Below are 18,717 nucleotides of genomic sequence, written 5' to 3'. Positions count from 1 at the left end.
ATGAAAAAGTCCATTTCACTAGTATTTGCATCGGTATTGACACTGGCGATTGCCGGCTGCGGAAACAACAGTAACAGCGCTAGCAGCAATCAGAATGGAAATGCAGCAGAAGCTGCGGCACCGGCAAAGGATTCGGCAAAGGTAACTAAGATCATTGTGGGCACGGGTACTGCTTTTCCGAAAGTCTGCTTCATAGATGAGAACGGCAAACTCACCGGATTTGATGTGGAACTGCTCAAAGAAATCGATAAGCAGCTGCCAGAATATGAATTCGAATTTCAAACCATGGATTTCAGCAATCTGCTGCTGAGCCTGGAAACCAAAAAAATCGATTTGGTCGCCCATGTCATGGAGAAAAATCCGGAACGGGAGCTGAAGTACTCTTTTAACAAAGAAGCCTATGCCCACTGGAGAAACCGCATTGTAGTGGCAAAGGATAATAATTCAATCCAATCGCTTGATGATCTCAAAGGGAAAAAGGTACTTGTAGGTGCAACGAGTGCACAAGCACAAATACTCGAGAACTACAATAAAGAGAATGACAATGCGATTGATATCGTGTATCAGAATGGTGCAGCGAATGATACCGTCGCACAGATTAGTACTGGGCGTGTGGACGCTACGCTGGCTGCAGATTTTGTCCTGCCGATCATTGATCCGCAGAGTCAGCTAAAAGCTACGGGTGACGAGCTGTCATCCGCGGATATTCTCTATGTTTTCCGTAAGGATGATGCCGATTCACAAAAGCTGTCAGATGCGATTGACAGTGCGATTAAAGAGCTGAAGACAGACGGCACACTAGGCAAGCTTAGTACGGAATGGTTGGGTGCGGATGTTACAGCGGATTCGGTGAAATGATTGAGCCGGTGAGCACGGGAAGGGGGGGAATATATGGGCGCACAGTTTGATATCAGCTTTGTATTTTCGTTTTTGCCTAAGTTACTAGGGACTTTAAGCACCACGCTTCTGATTGTCGCCTGTTCTCTACTGACAGGAATTCTTGTCGGCTTTCTCGTAGCTCTGCCAAGACTTTATAAAGTGCCTGTGTTAAAAACCATCTCCGAAATCTATATTTCTTTTTTTCGGGGAACTCCGATTCTTATCCAGCTCTTCTTGTTTTATTATGGTCTGCCCGAAATTATGAAGCTGGTTCATGTCGATATGACCCGGACTCCGGTGCTTGTTTTTGTGATTCTTACTTACGGGCTGCATACGGGAGCATACATGTCCGAAATGATCCGGGCTTCTGTAATGGCGGTGGATAAGGGGCAGGTAGAGGCTGCTTATGCTACAGGGATGACGGGGTTTCAAGCCTTTACGCGAATCGTGCTGCCGCAGGCGCTCGGAATCGCAGTTCCGGTATTCTCCAATCTGGTGATTGCTCTACTGAAAGATACGTCATTGGCCTTTACTCTTGGGGTGATGGAAATGTCAGGTAAAGCACAGACGCTAGGCAGCTTAACTCAGCATTTTATTGAAACGTATATCGCGCTTGCGCTAATCTATCTGGTCATCAGCTTTACAATTGAGAAACTGCTGCTTATAGCAGAACGCCGGCTGCTGCGGCATGAGAAACGGAATACACCGGAGAAAAAATCGTTCAAAATCAACAAAAGCTGGTCCTACCGCCGCATCATTGCTGAACTTGGACCGGGTAAAGGAGGTAGCGGATTATGAAGCTGGACCCATCTTTTATCTGGACTGCTCTGGTGCAAATTTTAAGTGCAATTCCTGTGACCTTATCTATTACTGCTGTCTCAGTACTCATTGGATTTGTGATTGGTGTGGCTGTAGCGTTGATCCGGATATACAGAATTCCACTGCTGTATCCGCTGGCTGTCGGTTATGTTACGTTCATCCGCGGGACACCGATGCTGACGCATCTTTTGCTTATCTATTTTGGGCTTCCCGTGTTAATCGATGGTCTGGCAGTGCAGTTCGGCTGGAGCTTCAGGTCGGTAGCCATTCCGATGATCGGTTTTGCCTATATTTCATTCTCGATTACAGCGGGAGCCTATATGTCCGAGGTCGTCCGTTCCGGTCTGCTTGCTGTGGATCGCGGTCAGCTGGAAGCGGCCCATTCTATCGGAATGACCACACCCCAGGCACTGCGGCGGATTGTTTTTCCTCAGGCGCTGGCGGCGAGTCTGCCTAATCTGTCAAATTCGGTAATCGGTATGCTGCATGGATCTACCCTTGCTTTTACCGTTTCGGTGGTGGATATCAATGCTAAGGCGCAAATTGTAGCTTCAACGAACTGGAAGTTTTTTGAGGCTTATCTGGCGGCAGCACTGATTTTCTGGGGACTTACGTTCCTAATCGAACGCGTGACGTCGCTGATTGAAAAAAGAATTAATCTGTACAATCGAGGTGGAGTAGCATGATCAAGCTTGCGCAAATTTCGAAGTCATTTGGTCGGAATCAGGTGCTCAACAATATAGATTTAACGGTGACGAAGGGTGAAGTTGTCGTCATTCTCGGTCCCAGCGGCTCAGGCAAAACGACACTTTTACGCTGTGTGAATTATCTGGAGAAGCCAAGCAGCGGAGAGATCGCCATCGGCGATTTCAAAGTGAACTGCAAACATCCCCGCAAAAAGGAGATTCATCTGCTCCGGCAAAAAACGGCAATGGTGTTCCAGCAGTACAATTTATTCCGCCATAAAACCGCACTGGAGAACGTGATGGAGGGACTGCTGATTGTCAAAAAGCTTCCGAAGGACGAAGCGAAAAATCGGAGTATCGCCCTACTTGAAAAGGTTGGTCTTGGCAGCAAGCTGGACGCCTATCCAAGTCAGCTGTCCGGAGGCCAGCAGCAGCGGGTTGGCATTGCCCGTGCCTTGGCGCTCGAGCCGGAGGTTATATTGTTCGACGAACCCACATCGGCGTTGGACCCAGAGTTAGTGGGTGAGGTGCTGGCCGTCATCCGTAAAATTGCCAAGGAAGGCATCACAATGATCGTGGTGACTCATGAAATGGGCTTTGCTCGCGATGTGGCGAATCATGTGGTTTTTATGGACGGAGGCGTCATTGTTGAAGAAGGGACTCCGGCAGAGCTGTTTAACCATCCGCGCGAAGAAAGAACGAAGCAGTTCCTGAAGCGGATTACACCTGAATTTAACTATTCTATATAGGAGGCAAAACAATGGCTATTACAATCAGCGTACTTGATCAAAGTCCGATCTATCCGGGAGAAACGCCGGAGGAAGCATTCCAGCATACGATCAAGCTGGCACAACTGTCCGAAGAGCTTGGATTCCACCGGTTCTGGGTTTCGGAGCATCATGACTCCGAGCAGGTAGCCGGTTCTTCCCCGGAAGTACTTATCTCACATCTTCTGGCTAAAACAGAGCGAATCCGCATTGGCTCCGGTGGCATCATGCTCCAGCATTACAGCCCATATAAGGTAGCGGAGAACTTCAATGTGCTGTCTACACTGGCTCCTGGACGAGTGGATCTCGGTGTGGGACGTGCTCCCGGTGGACTCCCACGTAGCACACAGGCACTACAGCAGGGAAAAGCTGAAACCCCAGACCTGACGGACAAAATCATCGAGCTTGAAAAGTATGTACATAACCGCCTCGAAGAAAACCATCCGCTGGCAGGGTTGAAGGCAGGTCCCCTTCCTGGTATTCCTCCTGAGTTGTATGTCCTTGGCGCGAGTGTAAGCAGCGCGGAAATTGCCGCTGAACTGGGGTTACCGTACGTATTCTCCCTGTTTATTAACAGCGATAAGGCGGTAGCGCTGGATGCCATTCGTGCTTACCGCAGCGGTTTCGCTTCTTCACAGGGCAGACAACCGCAAGCGATTATCGCTTTAGCGTTAGTGGTGGCTGAGACTGAGGAGGGAGCGAAAGAACTGGCAGGTGCGCATAAGCTGATCCGGATTCAACTGGCGAGCGGGAAGAAGCTGACAGTAGGGACCTTGGAACAGGCGGAGGAATTTGCCCGCCAGAGCAATGAAGCCTACACGATTGAAGAGCTGGAACCGGAGATTACCAAGGGAACAAAATCATCTGTCCGTGAACAGTTGTTGGAACTTTCAGAGGCATCCGGTGTCGAGGAGTTCATCATAACGACGAATGTACATCCCTTTGACAAACGGCTCCGATCCTTTGAGCTACTGAGCGAAGCAATCGCTGAAGTGGCTGCAGAGGCATAAAGCGGGCGGGCTCGGTATCACACAGGAAATCGTGTAAAGGAGGGTGACTGTAAATGACAAGTAAAGCTAAAGAGTTGAGTGCGGAAGCGCTTGAAGAAGAATTAATCGGGATACGCCGTCATCTGCACCGGCACCCGGAACTGTCCAATGAAGAATATGGCACAACAGAATATATTATTTCCCTGCTGGAGCGGGCAGGAGTCAGGATCGTAGAATACGGTCTGTCTACCGGCGTGATCGCAGAGATTGGCGGCAAAAAGCCCGGTTCGGTCATCGCACTGCGCGCAGATATTGATGCCTTGCCAATCCAGGAGGAAAGCGGAGTATCCTTTGCTTCATTATATCCCGGCAAAATGCATGCCTGCGGGCATGATTTCCATACGGCTGCCTTGATTGGTGCCGCCTATCAATTGAAACAGCGAGAGCAGCAATTACAGGGAACGGTGCGCCTGTTATTCCAACCAGCCGAGGAGAAGGCGCAGGGTGCACAACGAATCATTGCTAGCGGGGCACTAGAAGACGTCCGGGCAGTGATCGGGCTGCATAACAAGCCAGACCTGCCAGTCGGAACCATCGGTATTAAGGGTGGTCCTTTAATGGCAGCAGCTGACGGGTTTGTGATAGAAGTGCAGGGTGGCAGTTCTCATGCTGCCGTTCCGGAGGCTGGCATAGACCCGATTGTAGCGGCTTCGCATATTGTGACGGCATTCCAGTCCATTGTAAGTCGCAATGTCAGCCCGCTGCAGAGTGCGGTGGTCAGTGTGACGCAGATTCACAGCGGCAATTCATGGAACATTATCCCCGAAAAAGCGGTGCTTGAAGGGACGATCCGCACCTTTGATGAAACGGTGCGCAGCAAAGTGCTGGACCGGTTTCAGGAAGTGGCGGTCGGTGTAGCAGCGGCTCTTGGAGCAGAAGCTACCGTTCGCTGGATAGAAGGGCCACCTCCGGTTATCAACGATCCCTCCCTAGCAGCGCTTGGAGGTGAATCGGTCGATGCTCTTGGCTACCGAGCGATTCAGCCAGAGCTTTCTCTGGCTGGAGAGGATTTCGCCTTCTATCAGCGCGTGGTACCCGGACTGTTCGTTTTTGTAGGTACTGAAGGAAGCCAGGAATGGCATCATCCGGCCTTCAATCTGGATGAACGCGCACTCCCTGTGGCAGCACGTTTCCTTGCGGATGTAGCTGTACGATCCCTAGTGCAGTACAGTCCCGATGGAGGTGCAGAATTATAGCTGAACATAACAGTTACGATGTAATTATCGTCGGCGCAGGCTCGATGGGCATGAGTGCCGGTTACTATCTTGCGAGGCGCGGAGTGAAGACACTGCTAATTGATGCCTTTGATCCTCCACATACACAGGGAAGCCATCACGGGGAAACGCGGCTGATCCGGCATGCTTACAGTGGTGATCCCGCCTACATTGATTTGGCTCTGCGGGCAGATCGTTTATGGAAAGAAGCTGAGCAGTTGAGCGGAATAGAACTGCTTGTCCGCTCGGGTGTATTGAATCTCGCAGATAGTGCAGTGTATTCCTTTAGCGGTCGTCTCGCGGAAGCAAAGATACGGAAGGTGCCGGTCCAGCAACTGGATGCCGGAGAGATCCGGCGGCGCTGGCCGGGATTGAACATTCCGGAAACATTCGCAGCAATGTATGAACCGGATGCCGGGTATTTGTACAGCGAGCGCTGTATCACCGCCTACCGCCAGCTTGCCCTTGGACAGGGTGCGGAACTGTTGACGAACACTTCGGTAGTAAACATCACCGCCCGCGAAAGCAGTGTAACAGTTCATACAACAAACGGCGATTATCACGGAGCGTCAGCTATCCTTAGTGCCGGAGCCTGGTTTGGTGCGTTAGCGCCTTTTGTGCATTTGCCAATCAAGGCGATCCGCAAAGTTGTGGGCTGGTTTGAGAGCTCACCTGCTTTTGCAGCCGGTAACTTCCCTGGCTTCACGCTAGGAGCTGAGGAAGGTGGCTATTATGGCTTTCCCAGCATTGCTGGAGCCGGTCTGAAGATCGGCCGGCACGATACGGGGCTGGAATGGAAACCAGGCACACTACTTGCTCCCTTTGGCAGTGAAGCCAGCGATGAGCAAGACCTCCGAAGAGTACTGGAGACTTACATGCCGGGTGCAGCTGGCCGATTACTTAAAGGCTCTGTATGCAAATATGAGCATACACCTGATGAAGATTTCATTATTGACCGCCATCCGCTCCACTCCAATGTGCTGGTAGCCGGAGGGTTCTCAGGGCATGGTTTTAAATTTTCTAGTGTTGTAGGTGAAATACTTGCTGATTTGGCGACAAGTGGAGCTACCAACCACAACATTCAACCTTTTGCGTTATCACGTTTTACACCTGATCATTCGCAAGCAGGCCTTATTTTGGAGGGGATTTAATGAGCAAAGTTCAAATTAGCAATTTTTTAAGTACGCACAACCAACTGGTGCATGCAACCGCAGGGTTATCAGAGGAACAGCTGAAATGGAAGGCAGCACCAACGAGTTGGAGTATTACTGAGGTTTTAGCCCATCTAGCTGATCACAGCATTGTGGTTTCGTTCCGTATCCGTGATATTCTCGCTGCTACAACTGCGCAGCTGCCAGTCTTCAATCAGGACGCTTGGGTCAGCGGCCAGTACGCCAATAGTGGTAGTGCTTCCGATAGTCTGGAGTTGTTCCGCAGCCTGCTTTATTATAACAGTCTATTGTTTGAACGACTCAGCGCAGAGGATTGGGAGAAAAGCGGGGTTAACTTCAAGGGGGAAAACGTTAAAATTTCCGATATCGTCCATAGCTTCACCGCACATGTAGAGAGACATCTTGGCCAGATTGAGCGAATCAAGCAGGGCGCAGCCAATGCATCGTTCGTGCAATGAATACTTTCATAGTTAGTTTTGCATGAAGTAAAACCTGGGAATCGTATGCTCACAAAACTTTTAGGAGGAATGAACATGACCAAACCAAAACAACTGAAGCTAGGCGCACTGCTGCATGGAGTAGGAGGCAGCACGTCGATGTGGCGCCATCCTGATGCTAAGCCGGATGCAAGTGTAAACTTTGAATTATACAAAGCGTGGGTACAGAAGGCAGAAGAAGGCAAGCTGGATCTGATCTTCATCGCAGACGGTTTGTACATTAATGAAAAGTCCATTCCGCATTTCCTTAACCGGTTTGAACCGCTGACCATTCTTAGCGCACTCGCCGCCGTCAGCACCAACATCGGTCTGGTTGGTACCCTGTCCACCTCCTACAGTGAACCGTTTACCGTCGCGCGTCAATTCGGCTCACTGGATGTAATCAGCGGTGGCCGGGCCGGCTGGAATGTGGTGACTTCACCGCTGGAAGGCTCTGCCTCGAATTATAGCAAAACAGAGCATCCTGACCATGGCAAGCGTTACCGTATTGCTACAGAATATTTGCAGGTGACCCGCGGATTATGGGATTCCTGGGAGGATGATGCGTTTGTTCGAGACAAAGAAACAGGTGTATTCTTCGATCCGCAAAAAATGCATACCCTGGACCATCAAGGAGAGTTCTTCTCCGTGAAAGGACCGCTCAATATTGCTCGTTCGAAGCAGGGGCAGCCAGTAGTGTTTCAGGCAGGTTCCTCAGAAGTTGGTAAAAATTACGCCTCAAAGGAAGCGGATGCTATCTTCACTGGCCACGAAACGCTAGAAGATGCCCAGGCATTCTATAGCGATGTTAAGACAAGGGTAGCTTCATTTGGCCGGGATCCGAATGAGGTGCTGATCTTTCCTGGTATTGCACCAATCATTGGCGACACATCAGAGGAAGCAGAGCGCAAATATCAGGAGGTTGCTGGTCTCGTGACGATTGAGAATGCACTGAACTATTTGGGCAGATTCTTCGAGCATCATGATTTCTCGCAATATCCGCTGGATGAACCGTTCCCTGAGCTTGGTGAGTTGGGGCGCAATAGTTTTCAGAGCGGCACGGATAAAATCAAAAAGGACGCGAAGGAGAGAGGATTAACACTAAGACAGGTCGCCTTACAATCCGCTACCCCGCGCAGCAGCTTTATTGGCACACCTGAGCAAGTGGCTGATCAGATTCAAACCTGGTTTGAGGGTGGAGGAGCAGACGGATTTATGATCGCAGCTGCTGTTCCTAATGGACTGGAGGAATTCGTCGATCGGGTAGTGCCGATTCTGCAAGAGCGGGGCCTGTTCCGCACTGAATACGAAAGTAGCACCCTGCGTGGAAATCTCGGTATTCCATTGCCAGAGAACCGCTATTCCAAGGCTTCACAACCGGTAGGGCAAAAAGCCGTACATTAACAATAATAATTTGAATCGAATAATTAGCTTTCGTCATAAAAAATGTAACGCAGCCGTTTAAGGCTGCGTTTATTTGCGTGCGCGCGGAGCTTGTCTAACAACGTAAGCGCTTTAAAGAACCAATCAGAGCAATAGATAACCAATCACTGTTATATAGGCAGGGTTCCCGCTGCACCTTATGATAGAAATATCAAGGAGGGATGTAAATTGTACGCTAAGTTCTACAAGTACCGATGGCAATATTTAATGATTCTTCCGGGAGTGCTGTTGCTATTTCTGTTCAGCTATATTCCGATGGCAGGGATTCAGGTCGCCTTCCGCGACTTTCAGATTGGCACCTCGATCTGGAACAGCACATGGGTGGGATTAGACAACTTTTCTTTCCTGCAAGATCCCCAGTTTTTAACTGTCGTCAAAAATACGTTATATATATCTGTGCTTAAGTTCATCTTCGGATTCCCGGCACCGATTCTACTGGCACTGGTGATTAACGAGGTAACCCGGCCTGTATTTAAGCGATTCGTGCAATCGGTCAGCTATTTGCCACATTTTTTCTCATGGATTGTAGTCGCTTACATCCTGCAGTCTTTTCTGACATTGGATGGTGGGCTGGTTAATCAGTTCATCGAGAAAGCAGGCGGTGATCCTGTATTTTTTCTAGGTTCCACGGAGTGGTTCCGGCCCATGGTTATATTAAGCGGCTTGTGGAAAGAGACCGGCTGGAACACGATTCTCTATTTGGCTGCGATCACAACGATTGATCCGCAATTGTATGAATCCGCCAAAGTAGAGGGTGCAGGAAAGCTAGCCCAGATTCGGCATATCACCTTCCCGGGTATTCTACCGACAATATCGATTGTGCTAATTCTGAGTATCCCAAGCCTGATTTCAGTAGGGATGGATCAGATTTATCCGCTGATGAATTCTGCTAATCAAGGGGTCGCGGATGTACTGGATACGTATATCATCCGCAACGGATTGCAGCAGGGATATTTTGGGATGGCGACCGCAGTGGGATTGTTATCCTCAGTGATTAGTTTGATATTGGTTGTTTCGACTAATCAGTTATCCAGAAAAATAAATGGTGAAGGATTATGGTGATGGTATATGAAGCTCAGCAGAGGTGAAAAAATAGCTCAATACGTCATCGTCATAGTACTGGCCGGTCTGTGCTTGTCTGTACTATATCCATTCCTGTACATGCTGGCCATCTCACTGAATGACGGTGCAAGTGCGGCCAAAGGTGGCGTGTATCTATGGCCCAAGAATTTCACATTAATTAATTATGAGATTGTATTAGGAAATGAGATTATCCGCCAGTCTTATCTAATTACAATCGCTAGGACAGTCATTGGCACATTCGCAGGACTTATCGTCACACTTCTGGTGGCCTTTGGCTTGTCCTACCGCGGCCTTCCATTAAGAAGCACGATACTAGGCTATGTTCTTTTAACCATGTTATTCAGTGGAGGACTGGTTCCTTTCTATATTCAGCTTAATAATCTCGGGCTTATCAACACGTTCTGGGTGTATATTTTCCCCGGGCTGTTCTCGGTCTGGAACATGTTTGTCATGCTGAAGTTTATACAGGGAATCCCTGAAGCTCTGGTAGAATCCGCTGAACTAGATGGAGCCGGTCCTGTTCGTACTCTGATTCAGATTATTATTCCACTCTCTCAACCTATGCTTGCCGCACTTGGATTGTTTACCGCAGTGGGACACTGGAATGACTGGTTCGCCGGTGCTTTCTTCGTCACGAAGCAGAACCTGATTCCGGTGCAGACCTTCCTGCAGCAATTGCTCGCTGCACAGGATTTATCCGCTGTCCTTGGCTCGAATACCAATCAGGAGGCTTTGGCGAGAAGCTCACAAATGCAGAACATTACGCTGATGTCGATTAAGATGGCAGTCGTTATGGTGAGTGCAATCCCCATCCTGTGCGTGTATCCGTTCCTGCAGAAATATTTTGTGAAAGGAGTTCTTGTAGGGTCAGTAAAAGGTTGATTTTCAATAATAGAACAGGGGGAAAAATCAATGATATTCAAAAAAACGGGTCTAGCCGCTTTGGCTGCAGCAACCTTACTGATGTCTATTGCCGGATGCTCCGGATCAGGTGGGAATACTGCGAACAAGCCTGGAAGCGACAATGAAACGTCAAGTAACCAGCCCGCCAGTGGCTCGACTTCCTTTAATCTCTGGCTTGGATGGACGGCAACCATCAATAATGATAGTTTGGTCCAGAAATATTGGCGTGAACAGGAGCCTGGAGTAAATGTGAAGCTGGAAACCACTCAAGGCGACGCAATGACTGCACTTAATTTGAAGATAAACACAGGCGGCTTTGAAGATGCAGCTATCTTCAGCCGAAACGAAACGGTCAAAAGCGCGATGAACCGGTCGAAACAGCTTATGCCGCTAGAGCAGTATTTCGACATGCCTGACAAATATCCAGGACTGGCGTCTATTCCAAAGCAGTATCTGGAACTTATGAAGGATAATGAGGGTCATATCTGGTCCATTCCTACCTGGTTTGACCAAAACCCGGAAGATCCGTGGCCAGGCTGGGCATCTCAAGCCTGGATTGTCAGAAGTGATGTGCTGGAGAAAACAGGTATGACCAAAGAGGACTTAGCAACGTTAGAAGGAGTTGAGACCTTCCTTCGGAAAGCTGCAGAAGAGAAGGATGCTTCCGGCAAATCGCTTATTCCTCTATCATTCCTGATGGACACTAGTGATAATCTGGGCTGGAGCGATGAAAACGCGATTTTGACAGCATTCGGGGTGACTACAGCAGGTAATGGCGTTGACAAACGCGGCGATGATTTTGTATTCGCTTACGACGATCCCAATTATAAAGCAGCTTATCAATGGATGAACAAGATGTACCAGGAGAAGTTGATCGATCCAGAGGTCGTCACCAGCAAAAGAGAACAGTATACAGAAAAGAACAAATCGGGTCGTATTGCCTTCAATGTCGGCAGCTTCTGGAACATTCCTGCCTCAGCCTGGGAGACATTGGACGGCCCAACAGAGCCAGGGTGGTTTTACGAAGCGATCCCTTTTCCTAAAGTGGATGGTGTAGAGAAAGTCGGAATTAACCAGGTTACCAATCCGAATCCAGGCTATGATGTCTATGTTAGTGAAAAAACTAAAAATCTGGAAGCTATTCTGAAATTCTTCGATTATACCTTGCAGCCAAAACCCGAGCAGCAGCAGGTCATTAATGAAGGACCGGCGGGATTATACTGGGATTGGATTGATCAACCGTTGGGCAAATGGAAATTCACAGACGAAACCTACAAGACGAGCCGCAATTCCGGAGACACCGCACAAAAAGCTAAAGTCACCCCTGAGCTTTACATGACTGCCTCTTACAGCAATGAATGGTACCCATGGTGGAACACAGAGGATGCAGGAAAAGCCGGAGCTGCTAAGACCATTAAGTTCACTGAAGCTATCGGCAAAATGGGAACGATCCGCGTGGCAGAGCCTTATGATCTATTCCAGATGAAACAGGGCGGCGCATGGGAGAAATATTCACCGGAGATCGAAAATATCCGCAAGGAATATCGAGCCAAGCTTTTAATGGCCAAAGACGAGGGGCAATTCGAAAAGAATTGGAGCGATTTCCAAGCAGCACTAGAGAAGCGTGGGCACTGGAGTGAAGTCAAGCAGGAGTGGCTGGATACGTACAAGGAGGAAGTAACAGCCTTGCAATAGACAACCGTGATGCTCTTTCAGTCGCGGATCGTAAACGATAAAAAATTAATGGAGCACCTCTCACTTGGAGGGGGCTCCCTTTGCACTTCATGGGGGGAATCTATGATTAAACAACAAATAGAGAAATGGATCATCCGTATGACCCGTTCCATGAACCTGAGGAGTAAAATTGTATTATTCTACGGACTAATTGTATTTCTCCCCACCGTACTGCTGGCTGCAGGTGCAGGGTATATGATGCTTCATACGGTGCGGGCCAATTATATGCTTACGATCAGGGAAGCCGTTCGGCAAAGTGCGCAGAGTATTGAATTCAGGAAGCAAAGCTATGATCTGCTGGCTACCCGGACGGCTACGGATGGTGAGCTGATCTCTAGATTAGCCAGGGACTATGCGGATATCGATGAACAATTGGGTACGGTCAATTATGTGGACCGATCCTTTCTGCTCACCAGCAAATACTTGCCAGGTATTGAGAATTTCCGAATCTATCATACCAACGATACACTAGTGCAAGATGGAGGGCTTCTGTGGAAGCCGGAAGAACGTAGCCTTTCGGGAATTCGAGAGCGGGATTGGTATACGAAAATGCTTCGCACAACAGACAATCTGGTATGGACTAATGCAGCTGACGACAGGACTAAGCTAGTGGTATCCCATAAAATTCTGAACGCGTATGGAGATGTTTACGGGATTGTGTACCTGTTACTGAACTATAACGGTGTCTTCATGGAATCGTTCGAACATCCTTTTGAAGGGGCCGGAGAATTGTATATCGTTGACGACAACGAACGCATTATTGCATCCTCGGAGCCCTCTGAAATTGGCAGCCGGTTATCCTCATCCTCCTTAGGTCAGTACTGGAACAACTCGTTGGAAACCTCAGCAACAAAAAGCGGGATGATGCTGATCACTCAGGAGATTAAGTCTGGCTGGACGGTTGCCGCACTTGTGCATCTTGACCGACTGGAGGAGCAGTCTACGCGGATTATGTACTATATCGGAGCAGGTATTGCATTTTTCCTGCTGCTGTCCATCTTTCTAATCATGATTGTACTTAAAAATGTGATTTGGCGGATCCGCAAGCTGGGCACCAGGATGACAGATATCTCACAGGGCTATTTCGAAGTTACAGTGAGAAACCGTGACAACGATGAGCTGGGGGAGCTTGAGGTATTGTTCAATTCCATGTCTGGCCGTTTGAGAAAACTGGTCGAAGAACATACAGAGGCCATGCTCAAAGAGCGGGAGCAATCATTCAGGGCGTTGCAGGCACAGATTAACCCTCATTTTATTTATAATTCGTTAAGCCTGATCCGTTGGCGGGCATTAGATCAGCAGGACGAATTGCAAATCCGAACCATAGATGCGCTGACGACATTCTATCGGCTGGCACTCAATAACCGGGTTAATGTGACGCTGATCCGTGACGAAATTGAGCATCTGAAAGCGTATATCGAAATTCAGCAGCTGCGTTATCCCGGTCAGGTATCCGTAGAGTGGCTGGTAGAGCCGGACGTTCTTGACCTGTACAGCATTAAGCTGATCCTACAGCCAACGGTCGAGAACTGTTATCTGCACGGGGGCATCACAACTAGAACTCATGCTTTTATACAAATTACGATCAAACGAGTGGAGAATACGGTGCAGTTTCAGATTTTTGATAATGGAAAAGGGATTGGCAGTGAGAAGCTGGAACAGATCCGTGCCGGCAGCTACACGGGTACGCAAAACGGATTCGGGATGAACAATATCCGTGAACGTCTTGCATTGTATTTTGGCACAGAGGGCCGCTTTGAGATTGAAAGTGTAGAAGACGAATGGACTTGTGTAACCATTGATATCCCTGTTTGCAAGGAAAGTCCTGAGATAAAAAAGGGGGATGGAGCTTAATGCGGGCATTAATTGTCGACGACGAGCCTATGCAGATTCAAGGGCTTCTTCGTCATATTGGCTGGAAAGCTCTGGGGTATGAGGAACCGTTAACTGCATTATCTGGTGAAGAAGCACTAACGATTCTAGGAGAAACTCCTGTGGATGTGCTGATCGCTGACGTCTCGATGCCCGGTATGACAGGGATCGAACTGCTCACCAGATGCAGAGCGGATTATCCGACACTCCAGTCTTTACAGACTGTGATGATCAGTGGATATGACGAGTTTGAATTTGTGCAGGAGGCTATACATCTGGGAGCTAAGGCTTACGTTCTGAAGCCCATCAAGACGGAAGAACTCGAAATGAAACTGGCTGCGTTCAGAGAAGTAGTTGAGAAGAAAAAACAGATTGAACAGGAAACCACTGTACTTAGGGAGAAAGTTACAGAGAGCTATGAGGTGCTGCAGGAACGTTTCGTCAAAGATATGGTTGAAGGCTGGATCCACAGTGAAGAGCTGCTCGAATCCTGGCGGCGCCTGCTGGATCTGCCTAATGGGGAATGGCAGGCAACTTTATTCCTGTTTGGATATGACCGCAGGTTCCTAGATAATCCGCATGATGCCAAGGATCGGATCCTGCTTAGCGAAGGGCTATTGAACTGCGTTAAGACTGGTCTATCTGGTTTCTCCGGTACCTATATAGGGAAGACAGGAGCGGATGAACTGGCCGTCATTGTGCTGAACGCAACGCCATTGGTGCGGGCAAGACTTGAGAAGCAGCTTGCGTTTATCCAAGATATCCTAAGAGAGCAGTATAAAGCCTCCGTCTCGGTCGGAATCAGCAGAGAGTGTTTGTTCTGGACGGAAATACCGTTGCTGTATAAGGAAGTAAGGCATATGATGACCGGTGCCAGGCTGGCCGGCTACGGACAAATCCTTTATTTCGACCGGAACTTGATGAATGAATATCATGATTTCCGGTTGCGTGAAGAATACATTCCGGAAATCGTTAAGCTACTGGACAGAGGAGAGAGCGATAAAGCTTCCGCTTATTTCAATCATGCTTTCGAAGTGTTACTTGCGCGAGAGCCTGTATCCTTTTCCTATGTGCAGGCTTTCGGAATGGGTTTGCTTAGCGAACTAGCCAGAAAACTGAAGCGTATACATGAGAAGGATTCAGAGATGAACATCCTCATGTGGCAGCGGCTGATCGACTGTACAGGCGTAGATGAAGTCAGGAAGGTCGTACTGGAATATTTGGCGCAATATGCTAAGCTTAATCAAAGAGAGCAGGTCGCTCAGCAGCATAACCTTATCCAGCGGGTCGCCCGCCAACTGGAGGAGCATCTGCATGAGAACATGACTGTAAAGCAGCTTGCTGAGCAGTTTCACTTGAATCACAGCTATTTAAGTGTGCTCTTCAAAAAAGAAATGGGCCGCACGATTTCCGACTTCGTGCAGGAAGCGCGTATGAACAAAGCCAAGGAACTGCTTCGTGACCCCAATATTAAGGTCTACGAGGTTGCCGAACAGGTGGGCTTTCAAACCGCGGCTTATTTTGCCTTCCTTTTTAAGAAAACAACCGGCACTACACCTCAGGAGTTCAGAGATTATCATTATTAGGAGTGATATTTTGCAGACAAAGATCAGCCTGGAAGGCGAATGGAAGTTGCAATTGGATGAGGGAAATCAAGGACTGGCATTGCCTTTTACAGATGTTATCACACTGCCGGGAACAACGTCCTACGCACGCAAAGGTTCGAAGAACGAGGATGTTTTAGTAAGCGCATTAACGGATGAGTATTTGTTTGAAGGGCAAGTCTGGTATTCAAAAGAGGTCGTCATTCCGGAAGAACTAGCCGGCAAAGTCTGCTTCCTATATTTGGAACGCACGAGGCTGACGACTCTATGGCTGGACAATCAGGAAATAGGCAGCCGTAACAGTCTGAACACCCCACATATATACGAGTTGCCGCAGCTTCAACCTGGGAATCATACGCTCACCATCCGTGTGGACAATACTGGTTACCCAACCAAAGGTGGACATTTAACGTCGCAGGATACCCAGACCAACTGGAATGGGATTACCGGACGTATGGAGCTTCAGTTCTATGGTGAGTCACGGCTCAGCGGCATCCGGCTCGATCCGGATCTCTCAGCCCGCTCAGTCCGAATCACGGCAACCTTGGACAGCAGGAACGAATCTATACTTACAGTGTCTGCGCAGAGCTTCAACAGCGACAATACACATGCTGTGGACCAGCGGGAGTACCCAGTCTCACCGGGTAGTTTTTCCTTCAACTATGAGCTTGGTCAAGACGCGCTGCTCTGGAGTGAAGGCGCTCCCAATCTTTATAACATAAACCTTGTTTTGAAAGACAGCGATGGATATATAATGGACCGACAGGAGCTCGTTTTTGGATTGAAGGAATTCCGGGCAGAGGGCGATAAGTTTACAATCAACGGACAAAAAACCTTCCTCCGCGGCAAACATGACGGCCTAATCTTCCCGCTTACCGGTTATGCCCCGACTGACGTCGAGGAATGGGTAAGAATCCTTGGCATCTCCAAGTCTTACGGCATCAATCATTATCGCTTTCATACCTGCTGTCCGCCGGAAGCTGCTTTCACCGCAGCGGATATGCTCGGTATCTACATGCAACCAGAGCTTCCATTTTGGGGAACAATCACGGAAGAAACCGACGAGGGCCATAATCAGGCGGAGCAGGACTATCTGATCAGCGAAGGCTATGCCATTCTCCAGGCTTTTGGCAATCACCCCTCCTTTGTGATGATGTCGCTTGGCAACGAGCTATGGGGCAGCAAAGCTAAGATTGATTCCTTCCTAAAGGACTATAAAGCATTTGATAATCGGATTCTCTATACACAGGGATCCAATAACCACCAATGGGTGCCAGAAATTCTGGAACATGACGATTTTTTCAGCGGCGTGCGCTTCTCCAGAGATCGGCTGTTCAGAGGCTCCTATGCGATGTGTGATGCTCCATTAGGTCATGTCCAGATTGATCTGCCAGGCACGATGAAAGACTATGACGATCAGATCGTCCCTCAGGATTTCTTCAACGAAGAGGGGTTGGAAGCTGCCGCTGGCGGCGAGATCCAGATCCAGTATGGTACGGAAGCCAAGACGGTGAAGGCTGGAGACGCTTCCGCAGAATGGATACCGCACATTCCGGTAATCTCGCATGAGATCGGACAGTATGCTACCTATCCTAATTATGAGGAAATCGATAAATACAACGGTCCGCTCAAAGCTGAGAATTTCAAAATTTTCCGTGAACGACTGGAAAGTAAAGGGCTGGGTCATTTGGCCGCCAAATATTTTGAATCCTCGGGGCAACTGGCAGTAGCTTGCTACAAAGAGGAACTCGAGTCTGCATTCCGCTCCCGGCGGCTTGCGGGCTTCCAACTGCTTGATTTGCAGGATTTCAGTGGCCAGGGAACGGCGCTGGTGGGTGTCCTCGACGCCTTTATGGATTCCAAAGGAATGATAAGTGCTGAGGACTGGCGAACTTTTTGTAATGATGCCGTTCTGTTGGCAAGATTCCCCAAGTATAACTATGTCTCTGGTGAATCGTTCGATGCCCATGTCGAACTGAGCTGTTTCCGCAGTGGTATGCCGAGTACATTTGAACTGCATTGGGAGCTTACCGAGGATAACGGTATACTCGCCTCAGGTTCAACCGAGGTGGACGTACCTGCAGGAACGAATTATATCGATATCTGCGATCTGGCAATAAAACTACCTGTAGTTGAACGGATGAGTACTATCGTATTATCCCTCTCCATACAGGGAACAGATATCCGCAAGAGCTATGACCTGTGGATTTATCCAGTGAGGAGTAGCAATATACTGGAGGGTGTCCATGTCTTCGACAAGCTATCTGATGATGCGCTTGCATTGCTGGAGCAAGGTGAGAATGTACTTCTTATGCCGAAACCGGAATCTCTCAAAAATGCTGTTGAAGGTTATTACTGCACAGATTTCTGGTGTTATCCAATGTTCCGCTCGATCTCAGAGAGCATGAACCGGCAAGTACCCATTGGTACTATGGGGCTGTTGATTGATAACAACCACCCGGCGCTGCGTGAGTTCCCGAGCGAGGAATATTCTACTTATCCTTGGTGGAGTATTGTTGAGAATTCGAAATCGCTCATCATGGATGCGGCAGACCGCAACTGGAATCCCGTAGTGCAGACTATCGATAATTTTGAACGCAATCATAAGCTGAGTTTCCTAGTGGAATGCAGTGTAGGAGCAGGCAACCTGCTGATATGCGCATTGGATGCTGATAAGGTTAGCGATACGCCGGAAGGCAGACAGTTCTTATCCAGCCTTGCGGGTTATATGAAATCAGATGATTTCAAACCACAGTACAAGGCGAATGTTGCGGAGCTTCTTGAGCTGATCCAATAGGTAGAGGCAGGCGATTACTAAGGCTCCTTATCACATTTCATATGGATGAACAGACCAAGGGCGCTATACTAAAAACTACTTTCTTCATTGAGTAAGACAGACGGTTTCATCGTAAAAAACTCTAGAGCAGCGTTTCTCATAATAAAGAGAGATTCGCTGCTCTTAGTTTTTTGCTGCTTTTAGTTTATTGGTAGCCGCCAGCTTCAACTGTGTCATCGT

At 48.6% G+C, this 18,717-nt stretch carries 15 protein-coding genes; all 15 read left to right on the top strand.

Annotation, left to right across the window (positions count from 1 at the left end):
• The 15 genes from MHH63_RS12870 (at position 1) to MHH63_RS12800 (ending at position 18,498) form a co-directional block, all read left to right on the top strand.
• Positions 1 to 858, top strand: a complete 858-nt coding sequence (locus MHH63_RS12870) for a transporter substrate-binding domain-containing protein (RefSeq protein WP_076125557.1) — start codon at positions 1 to 3, stop codon at positions 856 to 858.
• Positions 859 to 891: 33 nt separating this feature from the next.
• Positions 892 to 1,677, top strand: a complete 786-nt coding sequence (locus MHH63_RS12865; RefSeq protein WP_076125555.1) for an amino acid ABC transporter permease — start codon at positions 892 to 894, stop codon at positions 1,675 to 1,677.
• Positions 1,674 to 2,384, top strand: a complete 711-nt coding sequence (locus tag MHH63_RS12860) for an amino acid ABC transporter permease (protein WP_076125553.1) — start codon at positions 1,674 to 1,676, stop codon at positions 2,382 to 2,384. Before MHH63_RS12865 ends, MHH63_RS12860 begins: the two co-directional genes overlap by 4 nt.
• On the top strand, positions 2,381 to 3,133 hold the full coding sequence (locus tag MHH63_RS12855; RefSeq protein ID WP_076125552.1) for an amino acid ABC transporter ATP-binding protein: 753 nt from the start codon (positions 2,381 to 2,383) through the stop codon (positions 3,131 to 3,133). Before MHH63_RS12860 ends, MHH63_RS12855 begins: the two co-directional genes overlap by 4 nt.
• 11 nt (positions 3,134 to 3,144) lie before the next feature.
• On the top strand, positions 3,145 to 4,161 hold the full coding sequence (locus tag MHH63_RS12850; protein ID WP_340393492.1) for an LLM class flavin-dependent oxidoreductase: 1,017 nt from the start codon (positions 3,145 to 3,147) through the stop codon (positions 4,159 to 4,161).
• A gap of 53 nt (positions 4,162 to 4,214) precedes the next feature.
• Positions 4,215 to 5,396, top strand: coding sequence for an amidohydrolase (locus MHH63_RS12845; RefSeq protein ID WP_076218973.1), 1,182 nt, complete (start codon positions 4,215 to 4,217; stop codon positions 5,394 to 5,396).
• Complete coding sequence (solA, locus tag MHH63_RS12840; protein WP_076309430.1) at positions 5,393 to 6,565, top strand: N-methyl-L-tryptophan oxidase; 1,173 nt, start codon at positions 5,393 to 5,395, stop codon at positions 6,563 to 6,565. The genes MHH63_RS12845 and solA overlap by 4 nt, the downstream gene beginning before the upstream one ends.
• Complete coding sequence (locus MHH63_RS12835) at positions 6,565 to 7,044, top strand: DinB family protein (protein WP_076184634.1); 480 nt, start codon at positions 6,565 to 6,567, stop codon at positions 7,042 to 7,044. Before solA ends, MHH63_RS12835 begins: the two co-directional genes overlap by 1 nt.
• Positions 7,045 to 7,119: 75 nt before the next feature.
• Positions 7,120 to 8,466, top strand: coding sequence for an LLM class flavin-dependent oxidoreductase (locus MHH63_RS12830; protein WP_076125544.1), 1,347 nt, complete (start codon positions 7,120 to 7,122; stop codon positions 8,464 to 8,466).
• A 207-nt stretch (positions 8,467 to 8,673) separates the two neighbouring features.
• The gene (locus tag MHH63_RS12825; RefSeq protein WP_081383282.1) at positions 8,674 to 9,567 is read left to right on the top strand and encodes an ABC transporter permease; all 894 of its coding nucleotides are present in this window, start codon (positions 8,674 to 8,676) and stop codon (positions 9,565 to 9,567) included.
• Positions 9,568 to 9,573: 6 nt separating this feature from the next.
• Entirely contained in the window at positions 9,574 to 10,470 is an 897-nt protein-coding gene (locus MHH63_RS12820) for a carbohydrate ABC transporter permease (protein ID WP_076218970.1), read from the top strand.
• Positions 10,471 to 10,500: 30 nt separating this feature from the next.
• A complete protein-coding gene (locus tag MHH63_RS12815; RefSeq protein WP_076184637.1) occupies positions 10,501 to 12,186 on the top strand; it encodes a hypothetical protein in 1,686 nt (561 codons plus the stop codon).
• A gap of 102 nt (positions 12,187 to 12,288) precedes the next feature.
• Positions 12,289 to 14,079 carry a cache domain-containing sensor histidine kinase gene (locus MHH63_RS12810; protein ID WP_076184638.1) on the top strand — a complete coding sequence of 597 codons (1,791 nt, stop codon included), beginning with the start codon at positions 12,289 to 12,291 and terminating at the stop codon, positions 14,077 to 14,079.
• On the top strand, positions 14,079 to 15,683 hold the full coding sequence (locus MHH63_RS12805) for a response regulator (RefSeq protein WP_341171624.1): 1,605 nt from the start codon (positions 14,079 to 14,081) through the stop codon (positions 15,681 to 15,683). The genes MHH63_RS12810 and MHH63_RS12805 overlap by 1 nt, the downstream gene beginning before the upstream one ends.
• Before the next feature lie 10 nt (positions 15,684 to 15,693).
• Positions 15,694 to 18,498 (top strand): glycoside hydrolase family 2 TIM barrel-domain containing protein, encoded by a 2,805-nt coding sequence (locus MHH63_RS12800; RefSeq protein WP_341171623.1) that lies wholly within the window; start codon positions 15,694 to 15,696, stop codon positions 18,496 to 18,498.
• Positions 18,499 to 18,717: the final 219 nt, after the last annotated feature.

Origin of the sequence: Paenibacillus sp. FSL H3-0310, from assembly GCF_038002785.1 — a bacterium.
In the GTDB taxonomy this organism is placed as follows: Bacteria; Bacillota; Bacilli; order Paenibacillales; family Paenibacillaceae; genus Paenibacillus_AQ; species Paenibacillus_AQ odorifer.
Note: the sequence above shows the minus strand (reverse complement) of the source record. Positions and strands in the feature narration are given on the sequence as shown.